The following is a 15,900-nucleotide window of genomic DNA, read 5'->3' as shown; positions in this document are numbered from 1 at the left end:
TGTCTCCATTCATATGAGTTGGGCAACCGATGTCAGCTTGCGCAATGCATCGACACGCTGTGAGGCACCCTCGCGCGTCAGGAACTCGGGCACGTTACGCGGCGGTTTCATAAGGCCGCGCAGCTCGAGCTCTTCGACCACGGATATGTGATGCGCCGCAATCTTTCCCGCCCAGAACGGCGTGAGATCCTGCCCAGCGGCGAGCAGGGTCAGCACCTCCCTGAACCCGCGAAGGTAGATCGCGTCCTTGGTCAGCCCGCCCGAGCGGAAGATGCGGGCCACGATATTGAAGGCGGTTCTCGATTTGAACGCATCGCCTTCGACCAGCATGCGAAAACAATCGATGAAGCTTGCGCCCTTGAGCATCGCATCCACCACGACCACCCGCGCGGCGAGCAATCTCAGCCGCGCCGGGGTAAGCCCGCCCGACACCGCCTCGGCGAACACGCCAAGCCCCTCCTGAATGCCTTCATAACCGGCAAGTCCGGTTCGGAAGATCGCGAGACCCTGCGCGTCCCCGTTGACGCAGGTCAGCAAATGGACGCTCACCTCATGCTGGAGGAGAGCATCGAGCCGCGCGCTGCGCATGCGCGTGGCGCTGGAGATCAGTAACGTGCGTCCCGTCACCATCAGTCCGGGAGCCAGATCATCGCGAATACTTGTTCGCGCGATGAACTCCGGGTCGGCATTGCGGTAGCGGCGGATCAGCGATCGGGCGCCTTCGCGGATCGTGACTGCATCAACCATCGCATGTTTGTCGGCGGGCGGTGAGGCATGGGGTCTGGCAAGGATTTGCTGTGCTGCGTCGAGCAGTGCCGGCTCCACCGCGCCATAGAGCATGAGCGAAGCGTAGCGAAAGGCTGACGTGTTTCGACAACGCAGCATGGTGAGTTGTTGATCGAGTTCATGCCGTTTCTCGGCAAACAAGATCTCCAGCACGGGATCCTCGGCGCGCCTCAGATCTATCGCGTAGAGCGCGCGCTTGACGAGATCGGGATCGACCGGCAATGGACGATAGTGAAAAACGGGCTCGGCCTCGTAATCCGATGCCTTGAAATGCTCGAACGCCTGGATGCTGTTGACCGGCGATATCCCGAGCAGAAAATCATAGGATGTAGCGATCCGCAGCAGCTTGCGATCAATGGAGCGCGCCGCTGTCACAAAGGTGCTTCGCCCAAGCGCACGGTGCGATGCCGGCACGTCGTGGCCGCTTCGCAGCGCGAAGACTCGGCATGCCTGCAGCAACGCATCAAAGATCGCGACCGTGAGGTCATGGAGCAATTGCGGATAGACTGCGGGTTTGCCCGGAATTCGATAGTTCTGCGGTACCCCCAGAGACATGTGGGAGACATGGCCGTTCGCGGTTATCAGGCGCTCGACGCCCGTCTCGAACCAGGCCCTGGACACGTGCTCGACTGCGCATAGCCGCATGTCGACGGTGATCTTGCCCAGCGCTTCCCCAAGGCAGCTGGCGGCTGCCTGTGCCGCCCCGTCATCCGATACGCTCAATCTGCACACAAATCGCTCAAGCTTGGGTGCGGCCTCTTCAAGCGCTGAATCACGCGGCAGATCGTAAAGCGAGATCAGCAGAAGCCGATGCCCCTGGATGCGTGCTCGCTCACCGATCGCGGTGATGACCGCCAATGCGTCCGCATCACTCGCGTTGTTGTTCCAGAGCACATAGGCGGGGCTGAGGCTGGCGATGGCGCTCGCCAGACTGTGGGCGTCGCGGCGCCCCGGCCGGCACAGCATCAAAAATGGTAGCGGACGATCGAGATGCGCCCGGCCGCCCTCCGAGAAGGATATGCGAAAGGCATTGGCCTCCGCGCGTTCGGCAATACCGTGGGCGGATGGTGGGAGAGCGCGGGCATTAGCGACCATCGAGCAGATCCCGACTGGCCGCGGTGACATGATCGATAAAGCCGCGCATGTGGCCGAGCGCCGCCCGGTCGGGTGTGCCGGTCCATTCATCCATGTAGAATTTCTTGAACTCGATCGCGATTGCGCACCCTGTCTTGGGGAAATTGTGGTGGACGAAACGCGTGAGTTCACCCTTGCCCTGAAAGGCGACATTCTCGCGAACATCGAGCCGGCGTCCGCCAAAGTCGAACGCGCGCATCGCTTCGATCAGCGGATCGAGCAGCCAGGCCCAGCGGTCGCGTGGCATGGAAAATGTCCCGATGTTGATGTCGGGCGCATCGGCCTGCGCGGCTGGTCTGTCGGGCGCTTCTCGACGATGATTGTAGCTATGCACATCCAGCAGCACGAATTGTCCGCAATCGGCTTCGATTGCGGTGAGCAGCTGTTGCATCATGTCGTAAAAGCGATCGTGAACGGCAAGCGAGCGCTGGACGAGATCGTCCTCGGGGACGTCCTGCCAGACGTTCAGCCCCCAGGACTGATCCGGCGTTACATAAACTGCGGACTCACGCGCGCGATTGAGATCCACCTCGAAACGCGACAGGCCGGCTATGACGTGGGTGGCCACGCCTTCGACCGCCCGGCCCGTAAAGGGATCTTCTTCCCTCAGGCGATCTGCCTCAGCGAGTGCAAGCGCGCGCCGAACCTCCCGGCGCAATCCATGCCCGTCATGAATGGCGGTTGCAATGACGGGACCGTCGCCGCGCTGGAGGCGCCACCATGGAGGGTCTGCATGCTCGATCTCGGCCACGCGCGTTCGTTTGGGTTGTTCTGAAAGAGCAACAATCGACGCGGCAAATGGTTGCAGATGACTTGTTCGGCACAGGCCCTGTAAGTCAGCTTCGAAAGCGGCAGCTTCCGCCCACATCTCCGCCATTCAGTCCTCGCGAGTGCCACGCTGAAAGCCGCTGTTCGTTCAGGCGATGGTTCGGCGACAGCTACCGGGTGGAAAGTGAACGTTAGTAAGTGTCTGCGATGGGGGTAGCGACGGACAACACCAACCTTCCAAAGTCGGACACCCTCCGGATGCGACAATGGTCGATGATGCGCAAATTTCTGTGATGGATCGAAGCAGGCGTAATTTACTGATCGGTGCGTCTTTGCTCGGCGCCCTAAGTCTTGCGGGGTTGCTTCCGGCCAGGTGTGCCATGCAGCAAATTAGAAGAAACTCTGCGATAGCCGGAAACCAGCCTCCCAAACGGCCGCCAGGAACAGCTAAGCCATTGGTGGACGAAGATATCGGGCCGGTGCTTGCGCGTCTCGACGCCTGGTATGCGACCCATCTCCCGCCAGGCCAATACAAGTTCAACCCGCCCGCGACAGAAGCGGAGCTTGATGCGTTTGAACGCGTGATTGGACTCAAGTTGCCGCGAGCCTATCGACAGCTATACCTATGGCATGATGGCGAAAGCGACGACCGTTGGGGTCATATCTACGGACTTCCACTACTGCCGCTCGATCAGGCGAGGTCGCAGTGGAGGACGTGGGGCGACATACTGGCCGAATTTGGTGGCAATCGTTATACAATTCCTGGAGCGGCGTGGCCTGAAGGCGCGGCCGACCCAGCCTACATCAATCCGCTTTGGATACCGCTGACCCATGATGGCTCAGGCAACCATATCGGCCTCGATTTAGACCCCTGGCCCGGCGGTCGGACTGGCCAAGTGATCCTCTTCGGGCGCGACGAAGATGTGAAGGTCGTGCTCGCGGGGTCTCTTGGTAAGTTCCTCGAGTGGATCGCCGGCCTGCTGGAGAGCGGCAATTTCAGGTTGGACGCCGAAGCTGAAGAGCGCGTGCTGCGCCAGTTCCGTTTGAAGGTGCCGCCAGCAAACAGCTTTCATGAAGGCGCGCGCATACTTCTGGGTGCACCTGGGCCCTTTCTCTAACAGCCAACGCTCCCTGTTTCCGGCCACAGCGCGAGGACGGACACTCAGTTATTGGCCCACGCCGTATGTCGATAGCGGACACCGAGCAGACGTGCATACTCGACCACGGGCGCCCACTTTTCGGACATACGACCGGGTTTCGCTATCACCGCAAAGCAGACGCCAGTTGGCCCTGTCAGCCAGCATTGGCCGGGAGCGAACCGGCTTCCCGCCTCGGCCGGCGAGCGCGAGCGCAAAATATGACATCTGAAAAGCTCTCTGGATTGGTTGTGCCGAACAGGCTATATGACTATCTACATGGTCAGGAGCGTGACATGGATATGATCAATCTGGCAGATGCCAAAGCCCATCTGAGCGAGCTGGTGGATCGCGTCGAGGCGGGGGATTCGATCGACATCACTCGACGGGGCAAACCGGTGGCAAGGCTCACTGCCGTGGCCAGGCCGCGCAAGCGTATCGACGCCGCCCTGTTGCAGTCGCTGACGGCGACCATGCCGGCGCGAACGCAGGACGCTGCCGCGCTGGTACGGTCGATGCGGGATGGCGATCGCTACTGATGCTCTATCTTGATACGTCGTTGATCGTCGCTGCGCTGTCCAACGAAGCGACGACGTCGCGTATCCAGCGCTGGCTGGCAGAGCAAGATCCCGAGCACCTACTGGTCAGCGATTGGACCATCACCGAGATGTCATCCGCCATGGCGATCAAGTTGCGGACCGGGCAGATCAATCTGGAGCAACGTGCAGCAGCGCTCGCGACGTTCAACAAGCTGGTGGCCGAGAGTTTCACCGTGTTGCCGGTCACCGGTGGGCATTTCAGGACGGCCGCGAAATTTGCGGATCACCATACCCTCGGCCTTCGTGCTGGTGATGCGCTCCATCTCGCGACTGCATCAGAGCATGGCGCCACGGTCCATACGCTAGACCAAAAGCTTGCTGAGGCTGGGCCAACGCTCGGCGTGCCGACGCAACTGCTGACATAAACAGAGTCTCTTCTGGCACTGCGGACCGTGTGAGATCAGCCCACCGGTAACTGGCCGGGTCACTGACTGCTCGAGCCGACATAGCCGCCGTTCGAGGGTCTAGATCCTCTCCCTGAAAGCAGCCCTTCATTCACGGAAGGTTTCCTACAACGCTGACATCGCGGACATCTTCAATGGGCAAGATGATAGCGCGCTCAAGCCCTATGGGATGAGCGCGGTCGCGCTCGCGGATGCCGGCTGGCGGGACAAGATGAAGCTCCACGGCAAAGCTCCGACGCAGATATTTGCAAAAGAGTCTTGTGGCTGAGGGCTTCAATGGCATGCAGGTTCGAAGCTACGCTCCCGGCGCATCGATCGACGACCTCAATCTTGTCATCTGGAAATGGGGCAATACACTGCCAACGCTGCTCACGCTAATCGACGACGAAAATCGTCTCAAGCTCACTCCCACCCCCTAATATAACGTCGCCCCGCAGGGGAGTTCGGTATGGAGTTGTGGCAACCCGCTTCTGGATCTTCGCGTCACGCCTCGTCCGGTTAACGCCCGCGGCGCATTCATGGAAAAGTGGGGCGGCAATCGCTTCGAGAAACTTGGAGATATCGTGCTGGTGCCACCTGGTCAGCCTCTAGCTGTGCGATGGGACAGCGGCGGCATCCAATCATCAATCCGCTGCGAACTGCGGGGCAGGCTCGCTTTACAGCGACTGGGCGGCACACTGGAATGGACCGACCCGCGGCTTAGGGCAGCACTGGATGTTTCCAGCCACACCGTAAGGTTGCTGCTGCGCCGACTGGCTGAAGAAGCTCGCAGTCCACGCCGGGATTCGAAGCTTCTGGTCGAATCCATAGCGACCCAGTTGACGATCGAGCTTTGCCGCTATCTCGAATCCGTACAGGACGAGCACGTCAACGGCGGGCTCGCCGCCTGGCGATTGAGGCTGATCGACGAGCGCCTTCAACACTTGGCGGTTCCGCCGACGCTGGTGGAGCTGGCTGAGTTATGCAGCATTTCCGTTCGACAGCTTACCCGTGGCTTTCTCAAGAGCCATGGCTGCACGCTTGGACATTATGTTCAGCATCACCGCATGGAAGCTGCCAAGAAGCTTCTGTGGACCGAGGGCAGCATTAAAGCGGTGGCGATGGCTCTCGACTTTTCCTCGACATCGAGCTTTGCCTACGCGTTCCGTCGCTCGACCGGGATCACGCCTCGCCAATTTCAGCAGCGTGTATTGCGTTCGAATGAAATTGAGGTGCGTCGATCGTCTTCATCGCTGTAAGCAACGCCGGCAATCCGGCTGCCGCTAGACAATGGAGCTCTCGGGAAGGCGGCTAGCGCCGCCATCTCCGCCGTTCAGCGCTCTCCATTAGCTGCTTGGAAGCGGTCATTGTTCATTGATCTTGGCAATGATGCCTGTCCGGGTTCTTCCCGATAACTATCCGAGCCAAATCGTTCTAGGTTTCCTTTGCGTCGGTGCAAATGCAGCTGTGTGAGGAGCACTATTGTGGAGACCCTTGCGAACCCCAGCACGGCATCAGCGGATACCCTATCCCATGAGGAAGCCCGATCAATCGCAAAGGAAGCAACAATCTACGGCTTCCCGCTCGTCGACAATTACCGGATCCAGCACAGCTATTTCGTCGATAATGGCAATCCCGATTTCAAGGCGCCGTGGAACAGGCTCAACAATGTCGCGCGAGTCTTCACCCCCGACGACAAGGCGATCCAGACCCCCAATTCGGATACTCCCTATTCGCAGCTCGGCGCGGACCTGCGCACCGAACCGCTGGTTCTTTCGGTGCCCGCGGCGGAGGGGCGCTATTACTCGCTGCAGTTCGTCGATATGTACACCTTCAACTTCGCCTATGTCGGCAGCCGTGCCACGGGCAGCGACGCGGCGAGCTTTCTGCTTGTCGGCCCGCGCTGGGGTGGTGAGCCGCCCGCGGGAGTCAAATCGGTCATTCTCTGCGAAACCGATTTCGCGTTCGTCCAGTATCGCACACAACTTTTCGACCCCGGTGACATCGAAGGCGTGAAGGCGGTCCAGGCGGGCTACAGGGTCGAGCCGCTCTCGCAATTCCTCAACCGGCCCGCGCCGCCGCCCGCGCCGCCCGTCGCGTTCATGAAGCCGCTCACGCCCGAGGAACAGCGCGCATCGCCCACGTTCTTCGCCCTCCTAAACTTCATACTCCAGTTCTGCCCGACGCACCCCTGCGAAGTCGAACTGATGGCGCGCTTCGCGAACCTCGGGATCGGCGGGGGCCGCCCGTTCGATTTCGACGCGCTATCGCCCGACACGCAACAGGCCGTGCGCGACGGCATGGCGGACGCGTGGACCGAATTTGCCCGCTTCAAGGAGACCGAGGTCGACACCGGAAAACGACCTGCGGGCGAGGCATTCGGCACGCGCGCCTTCCTGAAGAACGATTACATGGCGCGCATGGCGGGCGCTGCCCTTGGCATCTATGGCAATTCCAAGGAAGAGGCGCTCTATCCCGCCTATTTCGTCGATTCCAATGGGCAGCCGCTCAATGGCGCACATCGCTACCGGCTCCGCCTCGCGCCTGACGCCCTGCCGCCGGTCAATTCCTTCTGGTCGCTGACTGTCTATGAACTGCCCGCGAGCCTGCTCTACGCCAATCCGCTCAACCGCTACCTGATCAATTCGCCGATGCTGCCCGGGCTCCAGCGCGACGCGGATGGCGGGATCACGATCCATATCCAGAACGCGTCACCCGGCCGGGATGGGGAGGCCAACTGGCTGCCCGTGCCCGCGGGGCCCTTCTGGGTCACGATGCGGCTCTACTGGCCAAGGGACGAGGCGCTCGACGGGCGCTGGACGCAACCGCCCCTCGAGCGCGTGCAATAACCCCGAGGAGTAACGTCGCATGAACCAGCCTGCAGCAACCGCGCGCGCCAGCGTCCCCGTCACGCCCGAAAATTTCGCGCGCGCCGAAACCGACCTCTATTTCGCCGGCGTCGTCAGGAATGGTGGCTTCGGCAAGTTCGATCACACGCGCGAACCTGCCCCGCTAGACAAGCAGACCGTCATCCGCCTCAACCGCGACACGCTCTATTCGGCCGCGGTTTTCGATCTCGACGCGAGCCCCGTCACCATCACCCTGCCCGATGCGGGCGACCGCTTCATGTCGCTGCAGATCATCGACGAGGATCAATATACTCACGGCGTCCATTACGGCGGCGGCAGCTACCGCCTCGATCGCGGGACGATCGGCACGCGTTATGTCGTTGCGGCCGTGCGCACGCTGGTCGATCCGTCCGATCCCGAGGATGTGCGGCAGGTCCATGCGCTGCAGGACGCGATGCGGATCGAGCAGGCCAGTCCCGGTAGCTTCGAGATTCCCGGCTGGGACATGGCGAGCCAGAACAAGGTGCGCGACGCGCTGCTCGTGCTCGCCACGACCATGCCCGACACCAACCGCATGTATGGGCGGAAGGAAGATGTCGATCCCGTCCGCTTCGTAATCGGCGCGGCCAATGGCTGGGGCGCCAATCCGCCGAGCGAGGCGCTCTATCTCAACAGGGTCCCCGCGCAGAATGACGGCGCCACTCTCTACCGGCTCAACGTCAAGGACGTGCCCGTCGACGGCTTCTGGTCGATCAGCGTTTATAATGCCGCGGGCTACTTCGAGCCCAACGCGCAGAACGCCTATTCACTCAACAACATCACCGCGAAGAAGGACGCGGACGGATCGGTCTCGGTGCAGTTCGGCGGGTGCGACGGCACGCTCCCCAACTGCCTGCCGATCACACCCGGCTGGAACTACATGGTGCGGCTCTATCGCCCCCGGCCCGAAATTCTCGACGGATCATGGGTCTTTCCAGAGGCTCGCGCGATTGAATGAAGCCTATCGGCAGGTCGCGCCCACATTTCAGACATTAACGGACGAATTGGTTCCTCTGAAGAGCGGCTGCTCGTTCAGGTTCCGATCTTAGGCAATTTCTTGGGCCGCAAGGTTAACGGTTCGCGTGCGGGCACCCCTCGATCAGCCTGCCGATTGGTTTCAGTGACAACGGGTTGCCGATCGGTATCCAATTCGCCACCCGTCCCGGCAGCGAAGCCCTCTTGCTCGCCTTAGCCTATCAGCTCCAAGCGACAGTCGAATGGTGCGGCAGAAACCCCAACTCGGTCGGTGAAAACTAGTCCATACGCCCGCCGCTATTCGTATTGACCTTGGCGATCTTCATCGCAGGTATTTTACGACATTCAGGGTTTGACCCGATGTTTTCCGGCCTCGTACGAGCGTAGCCTCCCCTAACAGCAGCGCGCTACGCCTGTTTCCTCGTGCGCTTTTGGACGCCACATCAGCCCCATGACATTGGAGGCAATCATGAAGTACCGGATCCCCTGTCTAATCGTAATCCTGAATATGTTTATCCTCCCGGCTGCCGCGCAAGAGCCGTCAACCACAGCCGATGCTCAATGCCGTACAACAGCTACTCAGGCGACCGGCTACACGCCGAGCGCGACGACGGCGCCCGGGCCCGATGGCAGCCGCGTGGCTGGAGCCGCAAAGGGTGCAGCGGCCGGCGCGGTCGTCGGTGGTGTGCAAGGCAATCGATATGACAATGCTCCGGACGCTCTGCAGGATGAGCACCGCGAGAACCAGGCCAAGTCTGGCGCAGCTGCGGGCGTGGTGGTGGCGGGGTCTAGAAACAGGCAGGAGCGCCGCGGAGAAAGGAAGACGGCGGATAAGCAAACCGCATGGCAAAGTAGCTATGACGCTTGCATGGCTTCTGCGAAGTAAGAACTGGCCGTTTGGCCCAAGCTAACAGGCTGCTCTCGGCTGCCCAAAACCAGTCGTTCGTTCAGAGGCAATTGCCACGGCGTGAAGCGCGGAATGCGACCCGTTCATTTCACTCTGGCCATGAGATGAAAAGCTCTGCACAGGGCGCAACTGGCTACGTACAGTCGTCGTTATCGGGCCCCGTAATGTCGTCGGTGTTTGACTGATCCGATTTGAAGCGCAGCGCGGTACGTGGGGGTAGCCTCGCGTCTGGTGCCGCCCACATTTCTGCCGTTGCGGCAGACCAGTGCGTTTCCTGAAGCCTGCCGTACATTCAAGCTCCAACTCTGGAACCTGGCCACCAGGCGATGGCGGCTCTTATGTGGCCGGGTCCGCTTCTTCTGGCAAAGGTTGATCCATTACCCAGCAGCGCACGCAAGCATGCACCGATCTTAAGCTCCAAGCCGTTATTGCGCGGAAACCGCCGCCCCGCCGCAATCCTTATATGGTTGCGTGCATTGCGCCCCCGCGGAACATTCCCAGTAATCGGGCTCTGGCGGGGATATCCCATGCCCTTCTCCCGGCGATGAAGGCTAGCCGTGAATTCATGTCGCTTTTTCGATCATTTTCACCGACACCGATTGTTGAACGAGCGTCGTCCGGCCGAACGCGGTCATGAAAGCTATGTCGGTCGCATCTCGGCCAGTGGCAATGCGAACCATTTGCTCGACGGGTGCAAGACCCGTGGCATCAACGATATGCCAGGCCCCATCCAGCCACACTTCTACCACTGCATGGAAGTCAGGTTGGGCGAGGCCCCAAGCGTACACCGATGTGAGCCGCGCCGGTATGTCCCGAGCACGCACCAATGCCGCAACGAGGTGCGCATAGTCACGGCAGACGCCCTCGCGGCTGACGAATGTGTCCACCGCAGTCGTGGTGCTCGTCGAGGAACCCCAAGTGTAGCGCAAATGCAAACGGACCCAATCGACAATGGCGAGGACGAGAGCGCCACCTGAAAGACGGGCGAACTCGGCGTCGACAAAACTCCAGAAGCGATCCGCCTCGCAATAGCGACTGGGCCAGAGAAACGGGATCACATCGGCGGGAATCGTTGCAAGGGCCGAAGACTCCAGTGTGGCGAGGTCCACGGCGTGGCGATCGACATCAACGACCGCACCATAGTCCGATCGCCAGGCACCATCGGCAATGGTCCAGCAGCGCGTCCCTACATTGCTGCCACCGCTGATTTTGGTCACTTCAGCTTCCGGAACGAAAAAGAGCCTGTCTTCCACAACATGCTGGTCCGGTGTCGTCGCTGCTTCGAGGGCCAGCAACAGCTCGGTGGGCTCCGTGAAATGATACTCCAGGGTGACTTCGATCCGAATTCGGGTCATGCGCATGACTCCCGGCTACCGCGATCGCTAACGCACGCTTGCAGCGATGCTGGACAATCAACGAGCGCGCAAGCGACGAGCATTCGCCGTCACACCCTTGTGAACGGGTGCAAGCATCTCACCGGGTAACGTCATCAGCGCCGAAGCGATTGCCATGTTGCGCTCTGTAATCCGCCACCAGTCCATCGGCCCAAAAACTCCACCTCCGGCCATGCGTCTCAAGTCACCGGTGGTCGCATTCCACGCCTTTTTCAGCGCAAGCTCGTTCTGGGTGCTTCGGCGTGCCGATTTGCCAAACGCCTCGACCTTTTCTGTCACCATCAGCGCAAGTTCGCGGTGGTCAGCGGTTCCCGGCGAATATAATGCAGTCAGGAGAACCGGCACCCGCGCGGCCAGGACGGCCTGCGTGCCGGACGCCGTTTCCCAGAAGTTCGATGTCGTCTGAAACAAGTTGAACCACATTGTCCAAGGATTAAGGGGAACCGGTCGCGCCATGGTCATTCTCCCGTTTTGCGAAACATCAACGCGCGATCGACGCGCGTGGCACCCGGGAAATCGACATCCCACTCCAGCCAGGCGAGATTGCATGTGGCGGCGCGGCCCTGTTTCGGAAAAGGCCTGCTGAACAATCGGAGGCTTCATCAACTGCATATTCAGCTTCAACGTGCTGTTCATCTGAAGCGACAGCTTGCGGAACAACGGCGATCGCGCGGGGTTGACCTCCCATGACTCTAATCTGGATCGGTATGTTGCTGGTCATCGGTGGCATGGTGCTTACCGCGACCCGGACGGCGACACGTGGCCGCCTCAGCGAAGCGCGGCCTCGAAAGCTGTCGGGGCGGCCCGACACCCTCGAGCCCCGCGGGCGCGGTTCACGATTGAGCATCAAGGCGGACCTTCCCGGCCTTGGGCTCATGGCCATTGGCGGGCTGCTGCTCCTGATTGGCGCGTTCGCTTAGTTCCGCCGACTTTGCAGCCGTTCAAGCGGCCTGGCGGACCTATCGCGCATGGGAAATACGCACCAAGAGCCGCGACTTGAATGCTTGTCCCTTCTGCAGCGAGATTGCTGATGTGACTCACAACACTTCGGAAGTGCATTGCCGAAAGTGCGGTGCGGACGGACCACGGGTCAGCTTGGTGGAGGACGATGACGACTTTCCTGAGAAAGATGCTGTGAGCCTGTGGCGGTTACGTCGACCTACTCCCCCGAGTTTGTCACATCATCGGCAGCATGCGCCGACTTATCGGACATTAAGCGAGCTGATGCTCCTCCTGCAAAGATACGGTAATGGGCCGCACCTCCAGCTGGACTGGAGGGGTGGCCGTCCCCCGGTCATGATGGAGTGACGGGGTTTCAGGTGTGGTGCCTCGAGCCCCGCTAGCCTGATGGAGGACAGCCGTGGAGCATTATGCCGGATTGGACGTCTCGCTGGAACAGACCAGTGTGTGCGTGGTCGATGCGCAAGGTCAGGTGGTGTGCGAAGCAAAGGTCGCGAGCGAACCTGAGGCGCTGATCTACTTCCTATGTCGCCAGGATCTCGAGATTGCGCGGGTCGGACTTGAGGCCGGGCCCCTGTCGCAGTGGCTTCATGCAGGGCTGGTGACTGCCGGCTTTGAAGCGGTGTTGCTGGAGACCCGGCACGTCAAGGCAGCCTTGTCAGCGATGACGGTGAAGACGGACCGGCGCGATGCGCGCGGGATTGCCCAGCTGCTGCGGCTGGGCTGGTACCGTCCCGTGCACGCCAAATCGGTCAGCGCGCAGGAGGTGCGTTCGCTGTTGACTGCCCGCAAGCTAATCCAGGGTAAGCTGCTCGACATCGAGAGCGGGATTCGTGGTGTGCTGCGCGGCTTTGGCTTGAAGGTCGGGACGATCAGCCGCGGCCGCTTCGAAGCGCGCATCCTGGAGCTCGTGGCAGGCCAGGCGATGCTCGAGACGGTTGCCCGCTCGATGCTTGCGGCCCGAGGAGCGCTGCAGACCGAATTTGCGCGCCTTCACCGATCGCTGCTGGGCCTCGTGCGCGCAGACCCGGTGTGCCAACAGCTGATGAGCGTGCCGGGTGTTGGCGCCATCGTCGCCATCACCTTCAGGAGCGGGGTCGACAATCCCGCGCGCTTCCTGCGGTCACGCGATGTCGGGCCTCACTTTGGCCTGACGCCGAGGAAGTATCAGTCCGGCGAGCTCGATGTCACCGGCTCGATCAGCAAGGTCGGTGACCGGATGGTGCGAACCGCGCTTTACGAGGCGGCGAACGTGATGCTCACTCGTACCGTACGCATGTCGGCTCTCAAGAGCTGGGCGTTGGCGGTGGCCAAGCGGCGTGGGGCGAAGAAGGCGCGGGTCGCACTGGCACGCAAGCTGGGCGTTATCCTCCACCGCATGTGGGTAGATGGCTCCGACTTCCGCTGGACCAGCGAGGCGACGGTTATGGCATGAGGAGAGCTTGAGAGATCGGGTCAGCTGCCAGCCGGCCCGTAGTCCCACCGCTGGGACGGTGAAGATGGTGAAGCCGCTAGGTCCGCAGTCGCTACCCAAGACGACGTTGCAAAGATGGGCTCGCCACTTCCTCTGACGGTATGATGTGGCAGCTCAAACTGACCACGGACAGAAGCAAGTAACCAGCGGCAGGACTAACCGGGTGACTTGACACCATGGCCCATTACAGAAGCGGCAGGACTAACCGGGTGACTTGACACCATGGCCCATTACAGAAGCGAACCTACGTTCAGGCGCGAGGAAAACGGCCTCGACGTCTAACGACAGAGCCTTTTACACATCCGAAAAACATGGAAAGAAAATCGGAAAGTCTTTACACGTCCGGTGCAACAAGAGCTTAATGTGTCGCGTCCGACCGCGACCATGTACCTCGACGAACTGGCAGAAAGGCGGCTGCTCCAGAAGCACCGCGCAGGACGAAACAATTATTATATCAACCAGCCCTTGGTAGCACTCTTCATGGAACGTGAGCGCGATTGATCCGTCACTCTTCGCCGACATGTCAGACGTTCGTGCGTCGATTTGCGTAGCTCGAAAGCCGCCCTTCGTTCAGGTGTACGCCGATGGCATGGAATGGCCGAAAGTAGACGGTCCGTTTCCGTGCCGAAATTGCGAATAGCGGAGGTGGGCTTGGTGACCGTTGATCGTCCACCTTCAACCCATTGCGGAGAACAGTGAGCTGTTCCATCTTGAACGCGTGCTATGAAGCGAGCCGAGTTTTGCCCCCGGCTCGCCGTCGGAGGCCACAACGTGAGCGACCTGTTCGTAGACTCCTGGGGGTCGGGCGTGCCCGTGATATTAGTGCACGGCTCCCTGGCGACGGGCGCCGACGAGTGGGAGGCTCAGCGACCGCTCGCCGACGAAGGCTTTCGGCTGCTGGTGCCTGATCGGCGTGGCTATGGGCGAAGCCCGCCGGCGCGAGGGGAAGATTTTCTGGTTGATGCCACCGACATTGCCGGCCTCATGGGCGATGGTGCCCACCTGGTGGGGCATTCCTACGGCGGGCTCGGCGCCCTTTTCGCCGCCGCCCGCCGTCCCGATGCGACCCTGTCTCTGACGCTGTTGGAGCCAGCTACATTCGCGCTGGGCCAGCATGATCAAGCCGCGAGAACATTGGTGGCAGAAGTCCGCCGCCTCTGGGATCAGGATCTTCCGGACGAGGACTGGGTCATCCATTTCCTGCAACTCGTTGGGAGTGATCCGGAGGTTCTGTCCCCCGAACTGATCGCGGCTGCAGTGCCGCTCGTGCCTGTCTTCCGTCAAGGGCGGCCGATCTGGGAGTCTGAACTACCGCTTGCCGAGCTGGAATCGGCCGTCTTTCCGAAACTCGTGGTATCCGGCGGGCATAGCGCAGGATACGATGCCATGTGCGATGCGCTTGCTGAACGGATTGGTGCATCTCGAATGGCGATTGAAGGTGCCGGCCACGAGATTCAGTTCACCGGAGGGCCGCTCAATGGGGCGCTGCTAGCGCTGTGGCGCAGCATCTTGTAGTCGATCGGGCATGCCGCGCGCGAGGCAAGGTGCGACCTGCCCAGCATGTGGGCATCGTGGCTCAGCTGGAATGTTCGCAATGGGTTGTCGTAAGCGGCCGCTCGGCGGCCAGCTGAAAGACCGACTGCTTTCGCGCTTCGCCACAGAAGCACTGAACGACCGGGACTGGGGCGCGTTGACGTCCTGGTAGGTCAGGTTCAAACGCGACAGCTGCCGCCCACAAATCGGAAGTTCAGCGGGCCATTTCGTCCCCACCAAAGCCGGCACACGTTCATCGAGCTTCCGCACGACGACTTTTTGAGGGAAAGCGAACATCAGCCGCCGCCGTTCGCCCCTATAGGCCAGACCAACCAAATCGCCAGAGCAATGGCGGCGAGCCATATCAGCACGATTGCGACCAACCCGCCCTTTGAGGTGGGCTTGCGCTGCTCAAGCGACTTCGCACGAAGGTCCATCATGACTGGCTCGGGAATGAGCTTGACGGCAAGCAAGATGCCCAACGGCACAATCAGCAGGTCGTCCAAATACCCAAGCACCGGCACAAAGTCGGGAATTAGGTCGATCGGAGACAGCGCATAGGCAGCCACCACCGCAGCGATGGCCTTGGCATACCACGGAACGCGAGGGTCGCGGGCGGCCAGCCACAGCGCAATTACGTCGCGCTTGACACTCCGCGCCCAATCTTTGAGGCGCTCAATCGTCGGCTTCCCAATCACGTCCCAAGGGTGGAGCACCGCGCGAATAACCGCAATGGGTCGTGGCCCCACGTGGCCATGACGGCCACCGCCGACAAAGCCGTCATCCAGAGCTCGATTTCGGCTGCCTGATTCCTGCCCTACGTTCAGATTGAGAACGATGACCGGTTTTGGGAGATGCCCAGCGGCGCCAGGATGTCAGCCTTGTCGTGATGGGGTGGACGCCCCCCGACGGCATCGATGTGCCAAAGTGGAGGTGTTGAACACCACTTGAGGGAGGCGTCCG

Annotated in this window: 17 protein-coding genes; 12 read left to right on the top strand and 5 right to left on the bottom strand. The window is 61.0% G+C overall.

The annotated features are described in order from the left end of the window. Positions 1-9 precede the first annotated feature (9 nt). A complete protein-coding gene (locus tag MKI88_RS17065) occupies positions 10-1,881 on the bottom strand; it encodes a flavohemoglobin expression-modulating QEGLA motif protein (RefSeq protein WP_241632758.1) in 1,872 nt (623 codons plus the stop codon). After that, on the bottom strand, positions 1,871-2,671 hold the full coding sequence (locus MKI88_RS17060) for an N-formylglutamate amidohydrolase (protein WP_241632757.1): 801 nt from the start codon (positions 2,669-2,671) through the stop codon (positions 1,871-1,873). Before MKI88_RS17060 ends, MKI88_RS17065 begins: the two co-directional genes overlap by 11 nt. Positions 2,672-2,954: 283 nt before the next feature. Here MKI88_RS17060 and MKI88_RS17055 point away from each other — a divergent pair, with 283 nt between their 5' ends. The 9 genes from MKI88_RS17055 (at position 2,955) to MKI88_RS17020 (ending at position 9,555) form a co-directional block, all read left to right on the top strand. Beyond that, positions 2,955-3,806 (top strand): SMI1/KNR4 family protein, encoded by an 852-nt coding sequence (locus MKI88_RS17055; protein WP_241632756.1) that lies wholly within the window; start codon positions 2,955-2,957, stop codon positions 3,804-3,806. 314 nt (positions 3,807-4,120) lie between these two features. Further along, positions 4,121-4,363 carry a type II toxin-antitoxin system Phd/YefM family antitoxin gene (locus MKI88_RS17050; RefSeq protein WP_241632755.1) on the top strand — a complete coding sequence of 81 codons (243 nt, stop codon included), beginning with the start codon at positions 4,121-4,123 and terminating at the stop codon, positions 4,361-4,363. After that, entirely contained in the window at positions 4,363-4,788 is a 426-nt protein-coding gene (locus MKI88_RS17045; RefSeq protein ID WP_241632754.1) for a type II toxin-antitoxin system VapC family toxin, read from the top strand. The genes MKI88_RS17050 and MKI88_RS17045 overlap by 1 nt, the downstream gene beginning before the upstream one ends. A gap of 299 nt (positions 4,789-5,087) precedes the next feature. Continuing rightward, the gene (locus MKI88_RS17040; protein ID WP_241632753.1) at positions 5,088-5,246 is read left to right on the top strand and encodes a hypothetical protein; all 159 of its coding nucleotides are present in this window, start codon (positions 5,088-5,090) and stop codon (positions 5,244-5,246) included. 99 nt (positions 5,247-5,345) lie between these two features. Continuing rightward, on the top strand, positions 5,346-6,065 hold the full coding sequence (locus tag MKI88_RS17035) for an AraC family transcriptional regulator (protein WP_241632752.1): 720 nt from the start codon (positions 5,346-5,348) through the stop codon (positions 6,063-6,065). A gap of 225 nt (positions 6,066-6,290) precedes the next feature. Beyond that, a complete protein-coding gene (locus MKI88_RS17030; protein ID WP_241632751.1) occupies positions 6,291-7,655 on the top strand; it encodes a DUF1254 domain-containing protein in 1,365 nt (454 codons plus the stop codon). A 19-nt stretch (positions 7,656-7,674) separates the two neighbouring features. Beyond that, on the top strand, positions 7,675-8,652 hold the full coding sequence (locus tag MKI88_RS17025; RefSeq protein WP_241632750.1) for a DUF1254 domain-containing protein: 978 nt from the start codon (positions 7,675-7,677) through the stop codon (positions 8,650-8,652). A gap of 140 nt (positions 8,653-8,792) precedes the next feature. Further along, positions 8,793-8,951, top strand: a complete 159-nt coding sequence (locus tag MKI88_RS21435; protein WP_281063755.1) for an amidase family protein — start codon at positions 8,793-8,795, stop codon at positions 8,949-8,951. A gap of 187 nt (positions 8,952-9,138) precedes the next feature. After that, complete coding sequence (locus MKI88_RS17020; protein ID WP_241632749.1) at positions 9,139-9,555, top strand: hypothetical protein; 417 nt, start codon at positions 9,139-9,141, stop codon at positions 9,553-9,555. Between the two features lie 584 nt (positions 9,556-10,139). Here MKI88_RS17020 and MKI88_RS17015 read toward each other — a convergent pair. Then, on the bottom strand, positions 10,140-10,931 hold the full coding sequence (locus MKI88_RS17015; RefSeq protein ID WP_241632748.1) for a transglutaminase family protein: 792 nt from the start codon (positions 10,929-10,931) through the stop codon (positions 10,140-10,142). 57 nt (positions 10,932-10,988) lie between these two features. Beyond that, entirely contained in the window at positions 10,989-11,630 is a 642-nt protein-coding gene (locus tag MKI88_RS17010; protein WP_241632747.1) for a hypothetical protein, read from the bottom strand. Between the two features lie 700 nt (positions 11,631-12,330). Here MKI88_RS17010 and MKI88_RS17005 point away from each other — a divergent pair. The 3 genes from MKI88_RS17005 (at position 12,331) to MKI88_RS16995 (ending at position 14,919) form a co-directional block, all read left to right on the top strand. Further along, positions 12,331-13,365, top strand: a complete 1,035-nt coding sequence (locus tag MKI88_RS17005) for an IS110 family transposase (protein ID WP_241632746.1) — start codon at positions 12,331-12,333, stop codon at positions 13,363-13,365. Between the two features lie 384 nt (positions 13,366-13,749). Further along, positions 13,750-13,905: a hypothetical protein gene (locus MKI88_RS17000; RefSeq protein WP_407073377.1), complete on the top strand. Its 156-nt coding sequence runs from the start codon at positions 13,750-13,752 to the stop codon at positions 13,903-13,905. 270 nt (positions 13,906-14,175) lie between these two features. Next, positions 14,176-14,919 carry an alpha/beta fold hydrolase gene (locus tag MKI88_RS16995; RefSeq protein WP_241632745.1) on the top strand — a complete coding sequence of 248 codons (744 nt, stop codon included), beginning with the start codon at positions 14,176-14,178 and terminating at the stop codon, positions 14,917-14,919. Between the two features lie 314 nt (positions 14,920-15,233). Here the strand turns inward: MKI88_RS16995 and MKI88_RS16990 are convergent, their stop codons facing one another. Further along, a complete protein-coding gene (locus MKI88_RS16990) occupies positions 15,234-15,635 on the bottom strand; it encodes a YkvA family protein (RefSeq protein WP_407073378.1) in 402 nt (133 codons plus the stop codon). Between the last annotated feature and the right edge of the window lie 265 nt (positions 15,636-15,900).

The sequence above is a fragment of the Sphingomonas sp. LaA6.9 genome (genome assembly GCF_022601895.1).
Classification (GTDB): Bacteria; Pseudomonadota; Alphaproteobacteria; order Sphingomonadales; family Sphingomonadaceae; genus Sphingobium_A.
Note: the sequence above shows the minus strand (reverse complement) of the source record. Positions and strands in the feature narration are given on the sequence as shown.

Coding starts and splice junctions, on each gene's coding strand:
- MKI88_RS17015 (WP_241632748.1), bottom strand. CDS start 10,931: ATGACCCGAATTCGGATCGAAGTCACCCTGGAGTATCATTTCACGGAG.
- MKI88_RS17025 (WP_241632750.1), top strand. CDS start 7,675: ATGAACCAGCCTGCAGCAACCGCGCGCGCCAGCGTCCCCGTCACGCCC.
- MKI88_RS17050 (WP_241632755.1), top strand. CDS start 4,121: ATGGATATGATCAATCTGGCAGATGCCAAAGCCCATCTGAGCGAGCTG.
- MKI88_RS17065 (WP_241632758.1), bottom strand. CDS start 1,881: ATGGTCGCTAATGCCCGCGCTCTCCCACCATCCGCCCACGGTATTGCC.
- MKI88_RS17045 (WP_241632754.1), top strand. CDS start 4,363: ATGCTCTATCTTGATACGTCGTTGATCGTCGCTGCGCTGTCCAACGAA.
- MKI88_RS17035 (WP_241632752.1), top strand. CDS start 5,346: ATGGAAAAGTGGGGCGGCAATCGCTTCGAGAAACTTGGAGATATCGTG.
- MKI88_RS17055 (WP_241632756.1), top strand. CDS start 2,955: ATGGTCGATGATGCGCAAATTTCTGTGATGGATCGAAGCAGGCGTAAT.
- MKI88_RS17020 (WP_241632749.1), top strand. CDS start 9,139: ATGAAGTACCGGATCCCCTGTCTAATCGTAATCCTGAATATGTTTATC.